Source organism: Cellulomonas sp. P4_A2 (genome assembly GCF_056402515.1).
Window position 1 is genome coordinate 202,058 of the sequence record NZ_JBFUHG010000001.1, and the last position, 18,025, is coordinate 220,082.

An 18,025-nucleotide genomic window follows, 5' to 3' on the forward strand; every position below is an offset into this window, starting at 1 on the left:
TGAACCGACGCATCCGCCCCCGCCGTCTGCGCTCGACGCCGGCCATGCGGAGGCTGACGGCGGAGACGCGCCTGCACGCCTCGCAGCTCGTCCTGCCCGTGTTCGTCAAGGAGGGACTCACCGAGCCGCGCCCGATCGCGTCGATGCCGGGCGTGGTCCAGCACTCGCGCGACTCGCTGCGCAAGGCGGTCGCCGAGGCCGCAGGCGCGGGCCTCGGCGGCGTGATGCTCTTCGCCATCCCTCTCGAGCGCGACGCCGTCGGCTCGCAAGCCACGTCGGAGACCGGGATCCTCAACGTCGCGATCGCCGACACGGTCGCCGAGGTGGGCGACGCGCTCGTCGTGCAGGCCGACCTCTGCCTCGACGAGTTCACCGACCACGGCCACTGCGGGGTCCTCACCCCTTCGGGCGTCGTCGACAACGACGCGACCCTCGTCCGGTACGCCGAGATGGCCCTGGCCCAGGCGTCGGCAGGCGCTCACATGGTCGGCCTGTCCGGGATGATGGACGGCCAGGTCGGGTACGTCCGGGACGCGCTGGACGCCGCGGGCCGTTCCGACGTGGCGGTCCTCGCGTACGCCGCCAAGTACGCCTCCGCCTTCTACGGACCTTTCCGTGACGCCGTGGAGTCCCAGCTCGACGGGGATCGGCGGACCTACCAGATGGACCCCGCGAATCGTCGCGAAGCCGTCCGTGAGGTGGCCATCGACATCGCCGAGGGGGCCGACGTCGTCATGGTCAAGCCCGCGCTCGCGTACCTCGACATCCTCGCCGACGTCGCCGCGACGAGCACCGTTCCCGTCGCGGCCTACCAGGTGTCGGGGGAGTACGCGATGATCGAGGCTGCGGCCGAACGGGGGTGGATCGAGCGCAGACGGGCGATCCTTGAGTCTGTGCTCAGCATCCGCCGCGCAGGTGCCGACAACGTGCTTACGTACTCTGCGACTGAGCTGGCCGGATGGCTGGCAGAGGAGATCTGATGAGTGTCCACGCCACCACCTCGGACCTGACGACGAGCGCTGCCGCCTTCGAGCGCGCGCAGGCCGTCATCCCCGGAGGGGTGAACTCGCCCGTGCGAGCGTTCGGCAACGTCGGCGGCACGCCCCGGTTCCTCGCGTCCGCCCGCGGCGCCTACGTCACCGACGTCGACGGCAACGAGTACGTGGACCTCGTCGGCTCGTGGGGCCCAGCGCTCCTGGGCCACGCGCACCCCGCCGTCGTCGAGGCCGTGCAGGAGGCGGCCGCCCGCGGTCTGAGCTTCGGCGCCCCGACAGTCACCGAGGTCGAGCTCGTCGACGAGATCCGCTTCCGCGTGCCGCCGGCCGAGAAGGTCCGCCTGGTGTCCACCGGCACCGAGGCGACCATGACCGCGCTGCGTCTGGCGCGCGCCTTCACCGGCCGCGACGTCGTGATCAAGTTCGCCGGCAACTACCACGGGCACGTCGACGCGCTGCTGGCCTCCGCCGGCTCGGGCGTCGCCACCCTCGGCCTGCCCGACTCCGCGGGGGTCTCCGCCGCGGTCGCCGCCGAGACGATCGTGCTGCCCTACAACTCCGTCGAGGCCGTCGAGACCGCGTTCACCATGCACGGTCCGCGGATCGCCGCCGTGATCATGGAGGCGGCACCCGCCAACATGGGCGTCGTCCCGCCTCTGCCCGGGTTCAACGCGGCCCTGCGCCGCCTGACCCTCGAGCACGGCGCGCTGCTCATCCAGGACGAGGTGCTCACCGGCTTCCGGGTCGGGTACTCCGGCTGGTGGGGGCTCGAGGGCCTCCGCGAGGGCTGGTCCGCCGACCTGTACACGTTCGGCAAGGTCATCGGCGGCGGCCTGCCCGTCGCCGCGCTCGGTGGTCGCCGCGACGTCATGTCCCAGCTGGCCCCCGTCGGCCCCGTCTACCAGGCGGGCACGCTCTCGGGGAACCCGGTGGCCACCGCCGCCGGCCTGGCCACGCTGCGTGCCGCCGACCAGTCCGTGTACGAGCGCGTCGACGCCGTCTCCGCGCAGCTGCGCGCCGAGCTCAACGCCGCGATGGCCCACGAGGGCCTGCCGCACACGATCCAGTGGGCCGGCAACCTGTTCAGCACGTTCTTCGGCGCCGACGCCGCCCGCCACGGTGCCCGCGACTACGCCTCCGTGCTGGCCACCGAGTCGTGGCGGTACGCGCCGTTCTTCCACTCGCTGCTGGACTCCGGCGTCTACGCACCGCCCTCGCCGTTCGAGGCCTGGTTCGTCTCGGCCGCGCACGACGACTCCGCGGTCGACCACATCGTCAGCGCCCTCCCGGCGGCCGTGCACGCCGCCGCAACCGCGACACAGCCGTAAGGACGCTTCGACCGGGCCCGCGCCACACCGGCGCGGGCTTCGTCGTGTCCAGGCGGTCGCCGTCGCGACCCCGTCCCGTGCGGACCTAGCCGCACTTGTGACGGGTGGCGGCTCCTGAGGCACCCGAGACGCCCCACGCGTTTACTCGTGTCCCAGATGCGGCTAGGTCGACACAGGCAGGGTCGCGACGACGTGCGCGGGGGCTCCTGCTCCTGACGAACCGCGTCGGGCCGGGCTTGATCGCTACGGGTTGACCCAGGCGTCGGCGCGGGCGGCCTGCTCGTGGACCTCGGGCGGGAGCTCGCCCGAGACCAGGCCGGCGAGCGTCACCCGGTCGAGGACGTCGCGGACGCTGACGCGCAGTGCGACCCAGACCTCGAGCAGGGCCTGGGCCGATCCGGCGTACTCCAGGGCGGTCGGGCGCTCGTCGCGGACGGTGACCAGCGGGCCGTCGACGGCCCGGATGATGTCGGCGAGCGTGATCTGGTCGGCGGGGCGCGCCAGGCGGTAGCCGCCCGAGCGCCCGCGGACCGAGGCGACCACGTCACCGCGGCGCAGGTCGCCGAGGATCCGCTCGAGGAACGCGACCGGCAGCTGCTGCCCGACGGCCAGGTCGTCGGCGCGCACCGGGTCGCCCTGCGGGGACGCCGCCAGCTCGGCGCACGCACGCACCGCATAGTCCGCCTTCGCCGATACCCGCATGCCGACGATTGTGCCGGTTCCCGACGGCGGGAATACCCCCTAGGGGTATGCTGGTTGCAGCCGACGAGCAACCTTCACCCTCTGGAGACCACGATGCAGCCTCACCCGCCCGGTTACACCGACGCCAAGGACGACTACCTCAAGCGCCTGCGACGCGTCGAGGGGCAGGTCCGCGGCATCGCCCGGATGGTCGACGAGGACGTCTACTGCATCGACGTGCTCACCCAGATCGCCGCGGTGACCAAGGCGCTCCAGGCCGTCTCGATCGGCCTGGTCGAGGACCACCTCGCGCACTGCGTCGTCGACGCCGCCCGCCAGTCCCCCGAGGAGGGCGCGGCCAAGGTCCGCGAGGCCTCCGACGCCATCGCGCGTCTCGTCCGTTCCTGAGCCCGAGGAGACCACCATGTCCACCACCACCTTCGGCGTCGACGGCATGACCTGCGGCCACTGCGTCTCCGCGGTCACCTCCGAGCTGTCCGCCCTCCCCGGCGTCCACGACGTCGTCATCCAGCTGACGGTCGGCGGCTCGTCGACCGTGTCCGTCACCTCCGACAGCCCGCTCGCCCCCGACGACATCGCCGAGGCCGTCGTCGAGGCGGGGTACGCGGTGACGCCGAGGCGGTCCCTGCTGTGACGACCGACCAGCACGCCCCGCACACCGTCGACCTCGCGATCGAGGGCATGACCTGCGCCTCCTGCGTCGCGCGCGTCGAACGCAAGCTCAACCGCCTGCCCGGGGTCGAGGCCACGGTGAACCTCCCGCTGGAGTCGGCGCACGTCCGGCTCTCCGACGAGGGCGCGCCGCTGCCCGACACCGACGCGCTGATCGCCGCGGTCCGCTCCGCGGGCTACGACGCCACGGTCACCCGCACGTCGACGCCCCCCGCCCACCACCACGCCCCCGTGGCGCCCGAGGTGCCCGGTCACGACCTCGCGGACCACGGGATGTCCGGGCACGACATGTCCGGCCACACGATGGCCGGGCACGACATGGACCCGTACGAGCACGCGCTGTCGGGGCACTCGATGGCGCCGGGCCACGACATGGACCCGTCCGAGGACACGTCCGCGCCGACCGACGCGCGCGGAGCTGACCTCCGCCGGCGCCTGCGCGTCGCCACGACGCTGAGCGTCCCGGTCCTGCTGCTGTCGATGATCCCCGCGCTGCAGTTCACCGGCTGGCAGTGGGTCGTCGCGGCCCTGGCGCTGCCGGTGGCCACCTGGGGCGCCTGGCCGTTCCACCGGGCCGCCGCCCGCGCGGCCCGGCACGGCGCGTCGACCATGGACACGCTCGTCTCCATCGGGATCATCGCCGCGACGGGCTGGTCGCTGTGGGCCCTGCTCTTCGGGGGAGCCGGCGAGCTCGGCACGACCATGACCCCGTCGCTCTGGCCGGCCGCGGACAGCGAGATGGCCGTGCCCGAGCTCTACTTCGAGGTCGCGGCCGTCGTCACCACGTTCCTGCTGGCCGGCCGGTACGCCGAGCACCGCTCGCGCCGCCGCGCGGGCGACGCCCTGCGCGCGCTGCTCGACCTCGGCGCCAAGGACGTCGCGCTCCTGGTCGACGGGACCGAGCGACGCGTACCGATCACGCAGCTCACGGCAGGCAGCGAGTTCGTCGTGCGGCCCGGCGAGAAGGTCGCCACCGACGGCGTGGTCGTCAGCGGCACGTCCGCGCTCGACACGTCGTTGCTGACCGGCGAACCCGTGCCCGTCGACGTCGGCCCCGGCGACGAGGTCACCGGCGCGACGATCAACACCTCCGGCGCGCTGGTCGTGCGCGCCACCCGCGTCGGCGAGGAGACGCGCCTCGCGCAGATCGGGCGCCTGGTCGCTGCCGCGCAGACCGGCAAGGCCCCGGTCCAGCGGCTGGCCGACCGCATCTCGGCCGTGTTCGTGCCGATCGTCCTGGTCCTGGCGGTGGCCACGCTGGCGATCTGGCTCGTGTCGGGGAGCAGCACGCAGGCCGCCTTCACCGCCGCCGTCGCCGTGCTGATCATCGCCTGCCCGTGCGCCCTCGGGCTGGCCACGCCGACCGCGCTCCTGGTGGGCACCGGCCGCGGCGCCCAGCTGGGCATCCTCATCAAGGGACCGGAGGTCCTCGAGCAGACGCGCACGGTCGACACCGTGGTGCTCGACAAGACCGGCACGGTCACCGAGGGCCGGATGGCGCTCGTCGAGGTGCTGGGCGGCGGCGAGGTGCTGCGCCTCGCGGCGGCCGTCGAGCAGCTGGCCGAGCACCCGATCGGCCGGGCGATCGCGGCCTCGGTCACCGGGCAGCAGGGCCAGACCGGCGGCGACGGTGTCGTCATCGGCTCCGACCAGGTGCACGACTTCCGGGCCGAGGCCGGTCACGGCGTGTCTGGAGTGGTGCGGACCGCGCACGCGGGCGTCGGGCTGGGCCGGCGCGTCCTCGTCGGGAAGCCTGCCTGGCTGACCGCGCAGGGGGTTCCGACGAGCGAGTGGCAGCAGCCGTTCGAGGCCGCCGAGGCCGACGGCGCGACCGCGGTCATGGTCGCCTGGGACGGCAGCGCACGCGGCGTCCTCGTGCTGCGCGACCCGGTCAAGGCGACGTCCGCGCAGGCCGTCGAGGAGCTCCGTGCGCTCGGCCTGCGACCCGTCCTGCTCACGGGCGACAGCCGCGGTGCGGCCCTGCAGGCCGCGGCCGCGGTGGGCATCCGCGACCAGGACGTGTTCGCCCAGGTCCTGCCGGCCGACAAGGTCGACGTCGTCGCGCGGCTCCAGGCGCAGGGCAGGCGGGTCGCGATGGTCGGCGACGGGGTCAACGACGCCGCCGCCCTCGCCACCGCCGACCTCGGCCTGGCCATGGGCACCGGCACCGACGTGGCCATCGAGGCCGCCGACGTGACGCTCGTGCGCGGAGACCTGCGCGCGGCCGGCGACGCGATCCGGCTGTCCCGTCGGACCCTGCGCGTGATCAAGCAGAACCTGTTCTGGGCGTTCGCGTACAACGTGGCGGCCATCCCGCTGGCGGCGTTCGGGCTCTTGAACCCGATGATCGCGGGCGCCGCCATGGCGTTCTCGTCGGTGCTCGTGGTGGGCAACTCGCTGCGGCTGCGCTCGTTCCGCTGACCCAGCGGGCGTCCAGCGAACGTCCAGCATGGGGTCCTACTCTTCGGATCATGACAGCGCCGCCGACGCCCCCTGCCGGGCTGCCCTCCGAGGGCGCGGTCGCCGTCGCGACGCCGCCGATCAGCGAGAAGGCCTACCGCCGGCGGCTCACGACCGAGATCTGGATCGTCCTCGGGCTGTCGCTCGGCAAGTCCGGGATCTACGCCGTGGTCGCGATCATCGACCGGCTCACGCGCGCGGAGTCGCTCGGGTCGCAGTCGACGACCCTGAACCCGAGCAGGTCACCGCGGCCGTGGCTCGACCTGACGTACCAGCTGCTGCAGATCGGGTTCGCGCTCATCCCGGTCGCGCTGGCCCTGTACCTGCTGTCCGCCAACGGGCGCTCCGCGGTGCGGCGGATCGGCCTCACGTTCACGCGACCCCTGCGCGACCTCGGCGTCGGCGTCGCGCTGGCCGCCTGCATCGGCATCCCCGGCCTGGCGCTCTACGCCGGGGCGCGGGCGCTCGGGCTCGCCGTCGAGGTGCAGGCCTCCGCGCTCAACGCCGCGTGGTGGACCATCCCGGTCCTGCTCTTCGCGGCGATCCAGAACGCGCTGCTGGAGGAGGTCATCGTCGTCGGCTACCTCATGGAGCGGCTGCGCGAGCTGCGGTGGGCCGTGCCGGCGTCGATCGCGGCCAGCGCCCTGCTGCGCGGCTCGTACCACCTCTACCAGGGCTGGGGCGGCTTCGTCGGCAACGCGATCATGGGCGTGCTGTTCGCGTTCTACTACACGCGCAGACGGCGGGTCATGCCGTTGGTCGTCGCGCACACCATCATGGACATGGTCGTGTTCGTCGGCTACGCCCTGATACCCGCCGCCTGGCTGGCAGCGCTGCACTTCAACTAGCTGGTGACGGCCTTGTTCGCCTGGCTCTTCGCCGCGAAGCCGCCGACCACCAGGAGCACGCCCGCGGCAAACGCGAACAGGCCCAGGATCACGATGATGAACTTCACCGAGTCCGTCGGGTGCGTGACGAGCAGCAGGCCGATCAGGAACGAGACCAGGCCCGACGCGAGGATCCAGCTCCAGTTGTCGTCCTTGGCGCGGTAGCGGATCACTGCGGCGATGATCTGCAGGATGCCCACCAGCAGGACCCAGATCGCGATCAGCCAGAACACGAACGTGGCGGTCTTCTCGGTCCAGATCACGGCCACCAGACCGATCACCAGGCTCACGATGCCGGAGAGCAGCCACCAGCCGGCTCCGGTCTCCTTGCGCTGCGTGAACCACTCGGCGATCGCGACGATGCCGTCGATGATCGCGAAGATGCCGAAGATCCAGACGAGCGCGGTGACGGACCACAGCGGGTTGGCGAGCATGATCCCGCCCAGGATCAGCAGGAAGACTCCGCGCAGGACGGGCACCCACCAGATGCGCTTGATCTCGGCCGCCTCGGCGGGGGAAAGCGGAGTGGACATCGTGGCCTCCAGTCGGAGCGACAGCGCCCTCGCGCCGGCTCGTGCGCCACGCTAGTGGAACGACCCGGTCAGATCCCGCATCTCGGCACCAGCGGGACCGCAGGTCAGGGCGTCGGCCGAGGTGTGCGCAGGGCCACCCCTGCGCGGGGGGCGCAAGAGCCGGGCGATCGGGGCCAGGCTGCCTAGACTCGCCCCTATGTCCGCGACGCCGTCCGCCAGTCGCGCGGCGGCCACCGACCCCGCCGCCGCGGACGTCGCGACGAATCCCGACGACATCCCGACGGTCCGCATCGACGTGCGCACCCCGATCGAGGTCGTGGACATCCCGGTCGCGCGCGTGCACCACCCGAGCGACCTGCTGGGCATGATCCTGTCGGCGCTGGCCATCGTGCTGGTCATGGCGCTGGCCACCTACGCGCACAACACGACGACAGGCGTGGCCGAGGACGTGCAGGGGTTCGCCACCCTGCTCTCCGAGATCCTGTTCGTGCCCGTGCAGGTGCTCGAGGGCTTCGTGACCCTCGTCGTCCCGCTGGCCGTGATCACCGAGCTCGCGATCCGACGGCTCGGGCGGCAGCTGCTCGAAGGCATGCTGGCCGCCGTCGTGGCGGTGCTGCTCAACGAGATCGTCCGGTACGGCATCGAGAACTTCGCGTCCGACGAGCTCGCGGTCGGCCTGTCGATCCGGTCCGCCGGCGCCTGGGTGGTCACGCTGCCCGGCTACGTCGCGCTGCTGGTCGGGCTCCTGACCGTCGTCGGACCCCGTGGTCGTCGTCGGACCGTGAAGTGGTCGTGGAACCTGCTCTGGGTCGCGGCCGGCGTGCTGCTGATCACCGCCGGGGTCTCGCTGCCCGGCCTGATGGTCTCGTTCTTCATCGGACGCGTGGCCGGTCTGGGCGTGCGGTACCTGTCGGGCGTGCGCTCCGAGCGCGCCTACGGCGAGAGCCTCGTCGGGGGCGTCCGCCGCGCCGGCTTCGAGCCCGCGCGCATGGTGCGCGTCGCCGACCTGACCACCGACGCCGAGGCCCGCGACTCCCGGGTCCCGCTGCCCGACCTGGGCACCGACCCGGGCGCCCGGGCGCTGACCCGCTCGACCCGCGACCGCGTGTACCTGCTCACCACCGACTCCGGCGACGAGCTCGACCTCGTGGTCATCGACGGTGACCGCCAGGTGGTCGGCATGCTCACGCGCCTGTGGCGGACGCTGCGGATGCGCGGCATCGAGGGGCGGTCGGTCGTCTCGCTGCGGCAGGCGAGCGAGCGCGCGGCCCTGCTCGCCTACGCGGCCCGCGCCGCCGGCGTCCGCACCCCCAAGCTGCTGAGCATGGCCGAGGCCGACGACTCGATGCTCCTGGTCCAGGAGCGACCCGGCCACGCGGTGCCGCTCGCCGACCTGGCTCCTGAGCAGTTCACCGACGAGCTGCTGGCCGAGATCTGGGCGCAGCTGCGCCTCGCGCACGAGGCCGGGATCGCGCACCGCGCGCTGACCAGCGACGTGATCCTCGTCGAGGACGTCGTCGGCCGACCGGTCGTGTGGATCACGTCGTGGGAGCTCGGCGACGTCGCCTCGTCCGAGCTGGCCCGTCGCATGGACGTCACGCAGCTCGTCGCGCTCCTGGCCCTGCGCGTCGGCGCGGCGCGGGCGGTCGGGTCCGCGGTCGACGTCCTGCCCGACCACGACATCGGCGCCATCGGCCCCCTCCTGCAGACGATCTCCCTGCCGCGGCTCACCCGCGACGAGATGCGCGCGCACAAGCAGGTGCTGGCCGAGCTGCGCTCGGCGCTCGTCGCACGGCTCCCCGAGGCCGACGTCGAGCCGCAGCAGCTGGTCCGGTTCGGCGCGCGGACCGTGCTCACCGTCGTCGTGCCGATCGTCGCCGTGCTGTTCGTCATCACCTCGATCAACATCGACGAGATCTCGAACGCCCTGGCCCAGAGCGACTGGCGCTGGACCGCGCTGGCGTTCGTGCTCGGCATGATCACGCTGCTCGGGGCGGCCCTCGCGTTCGTCGCGTTCTCCCCCGTCAAGCTGCGCCTCTGGACCACGATCCTCGTGCAGACCGCGGCCGCGTTCGTCGCCATCGCCGCGCCCGCGGGGCTCGGGCCGGCCGCGCTCAACCTGCGCATGCTCACCAAGCGCGGCGTCTCGGCCACCCTGTCGGCCGCGACCGTCGCGCTCGTGCAGGTCAGCCAGCTCATCGTGACGCTCGGGCTGCTCGTCGTGCTCACGCTCGCGTCCGGCAACAAGGAGTCCGCGCTGCCGATCTCGCCGGCGGTGCTGGTCGTCATCGGCATCGTCGCCGCCCTCGTCGCCGCGTCGCTGCTGATCCCGCGCGTGCGCCAGTGGGTGCTCGCCAAGACGCTGCCCACCCTGCGCCAGACCTGGCCCCGGCTCATCGAGGTCCTCGGTCAGCCGTGGCGCCTGGCCCTCGCGCTCGCCGGCAACCTGCTCATGACCCTCGGTTTCATCTTCGCGTTCTACGCCTCGATGCAGGCCTTCGGGCAGGAGGCGACGCTCATCCAGGTGGCGCTCGTCTACCTCGTCGGCAACACCGCCGGCGCCCTGATCCCGACGCCCGGCGGCATGGGCACCATCGAGCTGGCGCTCGCCGGTGCGCTCACCAGCATCACCGGCATCAACGCCGGTATCGCGACCTCGATCGCCGTGGTCTTCCGCGTGGTCACCTACTGGCTGCGCATCCCGATCGGCTGGGTCGCGATGCAGTACCTGCAGAAGCGCGGCGAGCTCTGAGCTGACGCCCGCTCCTGGTCCGGACAGACCTCCGGGCCGGTACGACGCGCGTACCGGCCCGGAGGTTCGTTGCTGTGCTGCTGCAGGTCAGGCGGCGAGCGCCTTGGCCTTGAGCTGGTCGTACTCCGCCTGCGAGATCGCGCCGGAGTCCAGCAGTGCCTTCGCGTCGGAGATGTGGTCGGCGGGCGACTTGCTGGTGCCGGCGACCGAGCGGACGTAGGCGTCCGTGCTGGCCTGCGCATCCGCGACAGCCTTCACCTGGCGCTCCGCCATGCCCCTGCCACGCGCGATCAGGTAGATCAGCGCGGTGAGGAACGGGGCGACGACGAGGAAGATGATCCAGACCGCCTTCCACCAGCCGCTGAGCTTGTGGTCGCGGAACAGGTCTCCGATGATCTGGAAAAGGATCATCAGGTAGACGACGAACAGGAACCACCAGATCAGCAGCCAGAACCACTGAGAAAAGCTGTTCATGCGACCCTCTCTCCACCTGGACCCGCCCCGAGTGGTGGGCCCGCTGGGCTGAGGCTAACCGACAAAGCGCAAAATCTGCACAAGGCCGTCACAATCGGTCGCCGGAGGCACCCGGTTGGCTCTGGCCCCGTCGAAGGGCCTGCAGCCCTGCGCCTCTGCGCAGAGAAAGACCCCCGAGTCGGTGTGACCGGGGGTCTTGTCTACTGCTGAGCAGTGAAGTGCTCAGGCAGCGGCGTGCTCGCGCTGCGCCGGGATGAGCTCGATCGCCTTGCCACGAGCGGCGAGTCCGGCCCACGCCTGGAGGCGGGTAGCGGGAAACGCGTTCTTGACCGGGAGCGATGCCTCGGACGGGTCGACTGAGTACCCACGCTGGTCCATGTGGCTTTCCTGTCTGTTCGGTAGCCCGGCTGACCGTGTAGGTCCCGTGGCTTTGCGTCCCCTCCTTGCAGAGGGTTTGCCGTTTCGCTGACAGGTCTGACAGTAGAGGACAGGTGTCCGTGACGGAATAGATCGGACCCGCTCAACTTCGGACACGTGTCCATTTCACCCGGTTGGCGGTATCTGAGAGCCTCCTGAGCCCTCGTTGTGCCTTCACCCGGTGCAATCCGGACGGTCGACCTGCGCTCTGACCTGCTCATCCGAACGTGAGCGAGTACACCTGGACGCCCTCAGGCACGTGCAGCTCGAGGGTTCCCTCGGCGGTCTCCGAGACGCTGACCAGCGGATACGCCCGTGGTGATCCGGCGACATCTACGACGAGATCGTCGGTGGAGTCGTCATTTGGCCGCGAAATCCGTACCGTGACAGCGCCATTACCACCGATTACAGCCTGAACGACCGCGGCGTGGTAGCGCAGGCGGATGACCGCATCGGGTCCCGCAGTCGCCCCCTGGTAGTCGGTGGTCCACGTTCCACCGAGTGCAATCGTGTTCGGTTTCTGGTCGGAAGGGAGCGTGTAGGTGGCCAGACCCTCCTGGTAGTCGCCGTCGACGTTGCGGTGTTTGCTCACCGACAGGAACGTCTCTTGCGTGACATCGTCGACCGGTGTCGTGTCGTCGACCGCCGTCGATGCCGGCAGCGTGACCGACGGGTCGGCGTCCTGGAGCAGCTGGCGGATGAGCTTCTCGGTCGCCTCGTAGCCACCCTCGCCCTGCGAGACCTGCCGGATCGTCCCGGTCGCGTCGATCAGGTAGTGCGCCGGCCAGAAGCGGTTCCGGTACGCGGTCCACGTGGCGTACGAGTTGTCCTGGGCGACCGGGTAGGTGATGCCGAGGCGCTGCGCACCGTCGACGACGTTGCGGGTCTCGCGCTCGAACGCGTACTCCGGCGTGTGCACCCCGATCACGACCAGGCCGGCATCGCGGTAGGCCTTGTCCCAGGCGGTCACGTGCGGGACCGAGCGCTGGCAGTTGATGCAGGAGTACGCCCAGAAGTCGAGCAGGACGACCTTGCCCTTGAGGTCCGCGAGATCCACGGCGGCGCCGTCCGGGGTGTTCAGCCAGGTGTCGATGCCGCGCAGCGCCGGCGCCGGCCCGCAGTCCTCCAGCGACGCGGAGTTGTTCGTGCAGTCGCCGATCTTCTCGTTCTCCGCGGTCACGAGCCCGCCGAGGTCGAGCTGCTCCTGGACGGTCTCGTTCGAGGCGACCTTCGACTGCAGCGCGTCGGTGTACCCGGGCAGCGCCCGCTGGATCGCGTCGGTGACGTTGAACGTCAGGGCGAGGGCCAGCAGGATCATCAGCACCCCGCCCGCTGCGCGGATGCCGCGCTGGTGGGTCCGGAACGCCGCGATGCGCTCCGCCACCCTGCGGCCCGCGAGCGCGAGGATCAGCAGCGGGATCGCCGCGCCGAGCGCGAACGTCACCGTGAGGACGATGGTGCCCGGGCCGACGCTGCCGGTCGCGCCGGCCACCGTGATCGCCGCGAGCACCGGACCCGCGCACGGCACGTAGACCGCGCCGAGGCCGAGCCCCAGGACGAACCCGCCCCGTCCCTTGCCCGGCACCCGGTTCGGGGTCAGCCGCTGGAACGGGCGCTCGAGCAGCTCCTCGAACCGCGGTACCAGCAGGCCGAACCCCAGCAGCCCGAGCACGATGATCCCCGCCCAGCGCAGCAGGTCCTGCGGCAGGCCGAGCAGGTTGAGCACCACGGTTCCGACGAGCGTCACCAGCGTGAAGCTGGTGACCAGGCCGGCGATCACGAGGTACGGGCGGCGGGCCGCGGCGCGGTCACGCTTCGGGTCCGGCTCCGGTGCGTCGAGCACGGCGACCGGGCTTGCCGACGAGGAGCCGGCGTCTCCCGCCGACGGCGAGCGCGTGAGGAAGGACGGCTGCGCCATCGCGCCCACGACCATCCCCTTCGGCGCGGCGGTCCGGGTCGCGACGACGGGCCGGCGTTCGGCGTCGCCGGGACTCTTCGAGGTCGGCTTCGGGTCCCGGGCCGCCTCCACGCCGCCGGCGAAGAACACGACCGGCAGCACCGGGAGGATGCACGGCGAGATGCCGGTGATGAGGCCACCGACGAGGCCGATGAGCGCGAGCGTGAGGAGGTCCATGGCGTCAGTTCGCGGCGGCACCCCTGCCGGATGGGCTGCCAGGCCCACCAATCGCGTGGCTCGGCAGCGCCGGACCCGCTCGATCGGGCGGCCGGGTCGGTCGTCGAGAACTCGTGGCGATCCGGACCCATCCGGGCCGCGGGCTGCCCCGAACCACCCTGCGACAGGGGACGACCGGGCCACCGCCCGGACCACGACCACAGGGAGAGTCACCATGCGCACCACGAACCGCACCCGCATCGCCGCCGTCCTGATCGCCGGCGTCACGGGCCTCGCGCTCACCGCCTGCTCCAGCTCGTCCAACGACGACACGGCGGGCTCCGACAGCTCCGAGATGGCGACGCCGATGGAGACACCGGACGCCATGGCCAGCGACGACGCGATGATGGCCGACCCGGCCGCAGACCTCGTCGGCCCCGGCTGTGCCGACTACGCCGCGACCGTGCCGGACGGACCCGGCTCCGTCACCGGCATGTCGACCGACCCCGTCGCCGTGGCCGCGTCGAACAACCCGCTGCTGACCACGCTCACGGCGGCGGTCTCCGGCCAGCTCAACCCGGACGTCAACCTCGTCGACACGCTGAACGGCAGCGAGTTCACGGTGTTCGCCCCGGTCGACGAGGCGTTCGGCAAGATCGACGCCGCGACGATCGACTCCCTCAAGACCGACTCGGCGACGCTGACCAAGATCCTGACCTACCACGTGGTGCCCGGGCAGCTGTCGCCCGACATGATCGACGGCACGCAGACGACCGTCGAGGGCGGCACGGTCGAGGTCGCCGGCTCCGGCGACTCGATGACCGTGAACGGCGCCAAGGTCATCTGCGGTGGCGTCCACACCGCGAACGCGACCGTCTACCTCATCGACACGGTGCTCATGCCGACGATGTGACACCCGCACCCTCCCGGTCTCTCCCCTGACGACCGGTGAGCACGAAGCCCCCGCGCTGGGTACGGCGCGGGGGTTTCGTCGTGCCAGGACGACCTCGCGCCGCGCGCCGTCGGCTCGCGACAGCTGCCAGGCTTCGGAAACCAATCCCCGACGCCGCAGCCATGGCACCGCGGACGGCACGGCCGTCGTGATGTCGGACGGCAACAGCGGCGGGAACCCAGCAGTGGAACCGCAGCCGACGCGTTCCTGACCGGCTCTGTGGGCGTCGGACCCCGGGGTGCGACGCCACCGTGTCTCTGGCTCCCGTCGCGACGAGAGCGGCACATCATGTCGAGAGCGGCACGAGCAACTGCCGCTCTCGCGGGGAGCTGCCGCTCTTGCGGCGAACTGCCGCTCTCGCGGGGAGCTGCCGCTCTCGCCTTCACCGACCGGGCCGCGTCGCGCCGGACGTCAGGTGGCGGAGAGGACCAGGATCGGGTCGGTCGTCGGCTGGTCGGAGCCGCCCGCCGGCTCGACCGTCACCGCGAGGGCGTCGCCCGGGGCGAAGTCGTCCGTCAGCGCGCGGGCGCTGCCGCCGCTCTCGGCGAGGATCCCCGCCGACGCCGCCTCGTCGCCGCTGATCACCCAGAGCTGGTAGACGTGCCCCGCCGACGGGTCCGGGAGGCCGGACGCGTCGAGCAGGGCCTGCGAGTCGGTCAGGACCGCGGTCGCCGTCCCGCCGCCGGCCACCGTGCCGTGCACGACGACCGCCGAGGGATCGGTCAGCAGGTCGGCGAGCGCCTGCTGCTGCTGCTCGAGGTGGTCCGCCCGCTGCATCTGCTGGACGGCGAGCGCGGTCGGGATCGCGGCGCCGACCACGACGGCCGCGGCGATCGCGAACCAGCGCGTCGTCGGGCGGCGTCGCGACGAGAGGTCGGTGACGGGCGCCGGCTCGGGGACGGTCTCGGTCGGCCTCAGCGGCTGCGTCGTCCCGGGGGCCGACGGGGAAGCAACGACCGCCGTCTCGGCCAGAACCTCCGGCGCCGCGTGGCGGGGTCCGGCGAGCGGGCCGACCTGCCGGACGCCCGCGATCTCGTCGAGGACGGACGCGCGCAGTGCCGGCGGTGGGTCGGCGGCGACGGCGTCGCCGAGGGTAGCGGCGACGGCCACCAGCGACGCGAGCTCGCGTGCGGCCTCGGGGTCGGCGGCCACGAGGGCCTCGACCGCGGCCCGCTCGTCGGCGTCGACGGCGTCCAGGGCGTAGGCGCCGAGGAGCGACCGGACGTCGTCGGAGGACGACCCGTCGTCGACGGGGCGGGTCTCGCTCATGCGCTCACCCCCAAGCAGTCGCGGAGGCGGAGCAGCCCGTCCCGGATGCGCGACTTCACGGTCGGCAGCGGCGCGGCCAGCTCGTCGGCCACCTCACGGTAGGTCCGTCCGCCGTAGTAGGCGAGGACGACGGCCTCGTGCTGGGTCGGCGTCAGCGTGCCCAGGCAGTCGCGGACGCGGGTCTGCTCGAGGGCGGACTCGACCTCGTCGGCCACCACGTCGAACGGACGCTCGGCGCTGAGGTCGAGGTCGCGCTGGTCGCGGTCGCGCTGCGACTGGACCGAGCGGACACGGTCGACGGCCCGGCGGTGCGCGAGGGTCAGCGCCCAGGTCTTGGCGGACCCCCGGCCGGCGTCGAACCGCGGCGCCTGCCGCCAGACCTCGACCCAGACCTCCTGCGCGACCTCGGCCGCGTGGTCGGGGTCGCGCAGCACGCCCAGGCAGGTGCCGAACACGCTGCGTCCGAGCACGTCGTAGAGCGCGGCGAACGCGGTGTCGTCCCCGCCGGCGACGGCCGTGAGCAGCTGCTCGGCGGTGTCGATCGGTCCGGGTGCGGACGCGACGGGATCAGCGGCGGGACCGGACGGTCTCGAGGCTGGCTCCACGCGGGCCAGTGTGCCCCACCGTTCCGCGGCCCGCTCTGCGGCGGGGCCGCGGGCAGGCGCGACGGTGCACACCGTGGCTGCGGGCGGGACGAGGGACATGGGGAGCACCGGGTGTCGACGGGACGTGTCACAGGGTGTTCGGGACCGACACCCGCCCGGATGGCTCCCGCAAGGCTGAAGATGCCGGCGTCAGACGCCGGTACCCGCCCGCAGCGCCAGCGACGCGTCGCGGTGCGCCTCGCGGCGACGCTCGGTGGCGTCGAGCTCGGTGCGCGCCCAGTGCGGCGCCGGGGTCACCGACGGACGCAGGCGCCGAAGTCGTTCGCGGCCGGCGCCGAGCACGAGTCGGGGGATCGGGATGCGCACCGTGCGCACGTCGTACGTGAGCGCGACCATGTCACGCCTCCTCGGTGGAGTTCGGGACGTTCTGCTGGGGGGCGTCGGACGCCTCCGGACCGGGTGTGTCGGGGTAGGCAGGATCGGGGTGGCTGGTGGAGAACCAGCGCATGAGCCGGGCACCGGCCGGGCGCGACGACGCGTCGGCGGAGCGGGAGAGGAACGGCTCGATCAGGGCGGCGATCGAGTCGAGCAGCTGCTCGGTCTCGTCGGGCGTGGCCCAGAACGACTCGCGGTTCATCGCCACCGTCGCGCGCGCACCGGCGGGCTGGTCGGCCCGGACGCGCAGGAAGTCGACGAACTTGTCGACCTCCTGCCGGGCGGCGATCTCCGCGAACTCGACGATCGCGTGGACCGAACCGGGCACCGACGCGTCCGGCGTGAACAGCTGACGCTTCTCGACGAGACGCCACGGACGCTCACGCCCCCGCGGCTCGGCCGGCTCGATGAATCCGTAGCGAGCGAGCAACCGCAGGTGGAACGAGCAGTTGGCCACGGTCTCGCCCGTGTGCTTGGCGCACTGGGTGGCCGTGGCCTCGCCGACGTCGTCCAGGTAGTCGAGCAGGGCGAGCCGCAGCGGGTGGGCCAGCGCGCGGATCCGCTCGGGGTCGCTGGTGCGCTCCGCCTCGGCGAAGCGGTGCGGCGCGGTGGTGTCGTCCTGGCTCATGCCCCCACCGTAGAACGCGCAACGGTCATTGCGCAAGCGGTGTTGCGCAAGAGGTGTTGCGCGACGACACCGGGCATGCAAAGACCCCCGTCTCTCGATCATCGAGAAACGGGGGCCTTGTGTGTGCGGGGACGGTCCGTTACTTGAACGCGTCCTTGACCTTCTCGCCCGCCTGCTTGATGTTGGCGCCGGCCTGGTCGGCCTTGCCCTCTGCCTCGAGGCGCTCGTCGTCGGTCGCCTTGCCGGCGGCCTCCTTGACCTTGCCCTTGGCTTCCTCAGCGGTGTTCGAGATCTTGTCGTCGAGACCCATCAGAATCACTCCTCTCGGGTTGGCAACACCTCGACGTTACGTCCGGTCTCCCGGTTGCGCATCCGGTGCAACCGAAGCGGCCAGAGCCTCGAGCACCTGCCGCCAGAGCCCCTCGGCGTGCTCGACCTCCTCGGCCGAACCGTTGCCGTCCTGCTCGAGCGTCACCGTCGTCGAGCCGCCGGAGTCGTCCAGCGTGAACGTCAGATGGTGGTAGTTCTCGGGCACGTCGGGCTGCCCGGACAGCGGCGAGTAGTGGGTGTAGCGCAGGAGCCGCGGGCGCCCGACCTCGACGATCTCGCCGTGGTCCTGGAAGGGCTTGCCCTCCCACTCGCCGTCGAACGTGATGGGGTCGCCGACGACGTACGTGCTGGTCACCTCCGACCCGACCATCCATCGTGCGGCCGGGTCGACCATCACGGACCAGACGTCCTCGGCCGAGGCGCGCACCTCGACGACAGCACGGGCGACCAGGTTCTCGGACATGGCAGTGCCT

The 18,025-nt window shown here is 72.0% G+C and carries 19 protein-coding genes and 1 riboswitch; of the genes, 8 read left to right on the forward strand and 11 right to left on the reverse strand.

Annotated elements, in window-relative coordinates:
• Positions 1-44 precede the first annotated feature (44 nt).
• Positions 45-980: a porphobilinogen synthase gene (gene hemB / locus AC1DUE_RS01085; protein WP_477037861.1), complete on the forward strand. Its 936-nt coding sequence runs from the start codon at positions 45-47 to the stop codon at positions 978-980.
• Positions 980-2,323: a glutamate-1-semialdehyde 2,1-aminomutase gene (gene hemL, locus AC1DUE_RS01090; protein ID WP_477037531.1), complete on the forward strand. Its 1,344-nt coding sequence runs from the start codon at positions 980-982 to the stop codon at positions 2,321-2,323. The genes hemB and hemL overlap by 1 nt, the downstream gene beginning before the upstream one ends.
• Before the next feature lie 243 nt (positions 2,324-2,566).
• Here hemL and AC1DUE_RS01095 read toward each other — a convergent pair whose 3' ends face one another.
• Positions 2,567-3,025, reverse strand: a complete 459-nt coding sequence (locus AC1DUE_RS01095; protein WP_477037532.1) for an RrF2 family transcriptional regulator — start codon at positions 3,023-3,025, stop codon at positions 2,567-2,569.
• 93 nt (positions 3,026-3,118) lie between these two features.
• On the opposite strand from AC1DUE_RS01095, the gene AC1DUE_RS01100 reads away from it, so the two are divergent.
• From AC1DUE_RS01100 to AC1DUE_RS01115, 4 genes are read left to right on the forward strand one after another with little or no spacing between them, the layout of a single operon-like run.
• Entirely contained in the window at positions 3,119-3,412 is a 294-nt protein-coding gene (locus tag AC1DUE_RS01100) for a metal-sensitive transcriptional regulator (RefSeq protein WP_477037533.1), read from the forward strand.
• A 16-nt stretch (positions 3,413-3,428) separates the two neighbouring features.
• Positions 3,429-3,659 carry a heavy-metal-associated domain-containing protein gene (locus AC1DUE_RS01105; protein WP_477037534.1) on the forward strand — a complete coding sequence of 77 codons (231 nt, stop codon included), beginning with the start codon at positions 3,429-3,431 and terminating at the stop codon, positions 3,657-3,659.
• Between the two features lie 47 nt (positions 3,660-3,706).
• Positions 3,707-6,118: a heavy metal translocating P-type ATPase gene (locus AC1DUE_RS01110; RefSeq protein WP_477037862.1), complete on the forward strand. Its 2,412-nt coding sequence runs from the start codon at positions 3,707-3,709 to the stop codon at positions 6,116-6,118.
• 50 nt (positions 6,119-6,168) lie between these two features.
• On the forward strand, positions 6,169-7,005 hold the full coding sequence (locus tag AC1DUE_RS01115) for a CPBP family intramembrane glutamic endopeptidase (protein WP_477037535.1): 837 nt from the start codon (positions 6,169-6,171) through the stop codon (positions 7,003-7,005).
• Here AC1DUE_RS01115 and AC1DUE_RS01120 read toward each other — a convergent pair.
• Complete coding sequence (locus tag AC1DUE_RS01120; protein ID WP_477037536.1) at positions 7,002-7,577, reverse strand: HdeD family acid-resistance protein; 576 nt, start codon at positions 7,575-7,577, stop codon at positions 7,002-7,004. The genes AC1DUE_RS01115 and AC1DUE_RS01120 overlap by 4 nt on opposite strands.
• Before the next feature lie 196 nt (positions 7,578-7,773).
• Here AC1DUE_RS01120 and AC1DUE_RS01125 point away from each other — a divergent pair, with 196 nt between their 5' ends.
• Positions 7,774-10,329 carry a flippase-like domain-containing protein gene (locus tag AC1DUE_RS01125; protein ID WP_477037537.1) on the forward strand — a complete coding sequence of 852 codons (2,556 nt, stop codon included), beginning with the start codon at positions 7,774-7,776 and terminating at the stop codon, positions 10,327-10,329.
• Positions 10,330-10,416: 87 nt separating this feature from the next.
• Here AC1DUE_RS01125 and AC1DUE_RS01130 read toward each other — a convergent pair whose 3' ends face one another.
• From AC1DUE_RS01130 to AC1DUE_RS01140, 3 genes are all read right to left on the reverse strand, one after another.
• Positions 10,417-10,803, reverse strand: a complete 387-nt coding sequence (locus AC1DUE_RS01130; RefSeq protein WP_477037538.1) for an SHOCT domain-containing protein — start codon at positions 10,801-10,803, stop codon at positions 10,417-10,419.
• Positions 10,804-11,025: 222 nt separating this feature from the next.
• Positions 11,026-11,181: a hypothetical protein gene (locus tag AC1DUE_RS01135; protein ID WP_477037539.1), complete on the reverse strand. Its 156-nt coding sequence runs from the start codon at positions 11,179-11,181 to the stop codon at positions 11,026-11,028.
• Between the two features lie 16 nt (positions 11,182-11,197).
• Positions 11,198-11,272: riboswitch (cyclic di-GMP riboswitch) on the reverse strand.
• A gap of 165 nt (positions 11,273-11,437) precedes the next feature.
• Positions 11,438-13,354, reverse strand: coding sequence for a cytochrome c biogenesis protein DipZ (locus tag AC1DUE_RS01140; protein ID WP_477037540.1), 1,917 nt, complete (start codon positions 13,352-13,354; stop codon positions 11,438-11,440).
• 214 nt (positions 13,355-13,568) lie between these two features.
• On the opposite strand from AC1DUE_RS01140, the gene AC1DUE_RS01145 reads away from it, so the two are divergent.
• The gene (locus AC1DUE_RS01145) at positions 13,569-14,246 is read left to right on the forward strand and encodes a fasciclin domain-containing protein (RefSeq protein WP_477037541.1); all 678 of its coding nucleotides are present in this window, start codon (positions 13,569-13,571) and stop codon (positions 14,244-14,246) included.
• A 450-nt stretch (positions 14,247-14,696) separates the two neighbouring features.
• Here AC1DUE_RS01145 and AC1DUE_RS01150 read toward each other — a convergent pair whose 3' ends face one another.
• From AC1DUE_RS01150 to AC1DUE_RS01175, 6 genes are all read right to left on the reverse strand, one after another.
• Positions 14,697-15,554, reverse strand: a complete 858-nt coding sequence (locus tag AC1DUE_RS01150) for an anti-sigma factor (RefSeq protein ID WP_477037542.1) — start codon at positions 15,552-15,554, stop codon at positions 14,697-14,699.
• On the reverse strand, positions 15,551-16,159 hold the full coding sequence (gene sigK / locus AC1DUE_RS01155; protein ID WP_477037543.1) for an ECF RNA polymerase sigma factor SigK: 609 nt from the start codon (positions 16,157-16,159) through the stop codon (positions 15,551-15,553). Before sigK ends, AC1DUE_RS01150 begins: the two co-directional genes overlap by 4 nt.
• Positions 16,160-16,348: 189 nt before the next feature.
• Positions 16,349-16,555, reverse strand: coding sequence for a hypothetical protein (locus AC1DUE_RS01160; protein WP_477037544.1), 207 nt, complete (start codon positions 16,553-16,555; stop codon positions 16,349-16,351).
• A 1-nt stretch (position 16,556) separates the two neighbouring features.
• Positions 16,557-17,222: an ArsR/SmtB family transcription factor gene (locus AC1DUE_RS01165; protein ID WP_477037545.1), complete on the reverse strand. Its 666-nt coding sequence runs from the start codon at positions 17,220-17,222 to the stop codon at positions 16,557-16,559.
• A 139-nt stretch (positions 17,223-17,361) separates the two neighbouring features.
• Complete coding sequence (locus tag AC1DUE_RS01170) at positions 17,362-17,532, reverse strand: CsbD family protein (protein WP_477037546.1); 171 nt, start codon at positions 17,530-17,532, stop codon at positions 17,362-17,364.
• Positions 17,533-17,568: 36 nt separating this feature from the next.
• Positions 17,569-18,015 (reverse strand): SRPBCC family protein, encoded by a 447-nt coding sequence (locus tag AC1DUE_RS01175; protein ID WP_477037547.1) that lies wholly within the window; start codon positions 18,013-18,015, stop codon positions 17,569-17,571.
• Positions 18,016-18,025: the final 10 nt, after the last annotated feature.

Excerpts from the sequence above, each read along its gene's own strand:
- hemB (WP_477037861.1), top strand. The coding sequence starts at position 45 with ATGCGGAGGCTGACGGCGGAGACGCGCCTGCACGCCTCGCAGCTCGTC.
- hemL (WP_477037531.1), top strand. The coding sequence starts at position 980 with ATGAGTGTCCACGCCACCACCTCGGACCTGACGACGAGCGCTGCCGCC.
- AC1DUE_RS01095 (WP_477037532.1), bottom strand. The coding sequence starts at position 3,025 with ATGCGGGTATCGGCGAAGGCGGACTATGCGGTGCGTGCGTGCGCCGAG.
- AC1DUE_RS01100 (WP_477037533.1), top strand. The coding sequence starts at position 3,119 with ATGCAGCCTCACCCGCCCGGTTACACCGACGCCAAGGACGACTACCTC.
- AC1DUE_RS01105 (WP_477037534.1), top strand. The coding sequence starts at position 3,429 with ATGTCCACCACCACCTTCGGCGTCGACGGCATGACCTGCGGCCACTGC.
- AC1DUE_RS01110 (WP_477037862.1), top strand. The coding sequence starts at position 3,707 with ATGACCTGCGCCTCCTGCGTCGCGCGCGTCGAACGCAAGCTCAACCGC.
- AC1DUE_RS01115 (WP_477037535.1), top strand. The coding sequence starts at position 6,169 with ATGACAGCGCCGCCGACGCCCCCTGCCGGGCTGCCCTCCGAGGGCGCG.
- AC1DUE_RS01120 (WP_477037536.1), bottom strand. The coding sequence starts at position 7,577 with ATGTCCACTCCGCTTTCCCCCGCCGAGGCGGCCGAGATCAAGCGCATC.
- AC1DUE_RS01125 (WP_477037537.1), top strand. The coding sequence starts at position 7,774 with ATGTCCGCGACGCCGTCCGCCAGTCGCGCGGCGGCCACCGACCCCGCC.
- AC1DUE_RS01130 (WP_477037538.1), bottom strand. The coding sequence starts at position 10,803 with ATGAACAGCTTTTCTCAGTGGTTCTGGCTGCTGATCTGGTGGTTCCTG.
- AC1DUE_RS01135 (WP_477037539.1), bottom strand. The coding sequence starts at position 11,181 with ATGGACCAGCGTGGGTACTCAGTCGACCCGTCCGAGGCATCGCTCCCG.
- AC1DUE_RS01140 (WP_477037540.1), bottom strand. The coding sequence starts at position 13,354 with ATGGACCTCCTCACGCTCGCGCTCATCGGCCTCGTCGGTGGCCTCATC.
- AC1DUE_RS01145 (WP_477037541.1), top strand. The coding sequence starts at position 13,569 with ATGCGCACCACGAACCGCACCCGCATCGCCGCCGTCCTGATCGCCGGC.
- AC1DUE_RS01150 (WP_477037542.1), bottom strand. The coding sequence starts at position 15,554 with ATGAGCGAGACCCGCCCCGTCGACGACGGGTCGTCCTCCGACGACGTC.
- AC1DUE_RS01160 (WP_477037544.1), bottom strand. The coding sequence starts at position 16,555 with ATGGTCGCGCTCACGTACGACGTGCGCACGGTGCGCATCCCGATCCCC.
- AC1DUE_RS01165 (WP_477037545.1), bottom strand. The coding sequence starts at position 17,222 with ATGAGCCAGGACGACACCACCGCGCCGCACCGCTTCGCCGAGGCGGAG.
- AC1DUE_RS01170 (WP_477037546.1), bottom strand. The coding sequence starts at position 17,532 with ATGGGTCTCGACGACAAGATCTCGAACACCGCTGAGGAAGCCAAGGGC.
- AC1DUE_RS01175 (WP_477037547.1), bottom strand. The coding sequence starts at position 18,015 with ATGTCCGAGAACCTGGTCGCCCGTGCTGTCGTCGAGGTGCGCGCCTCG.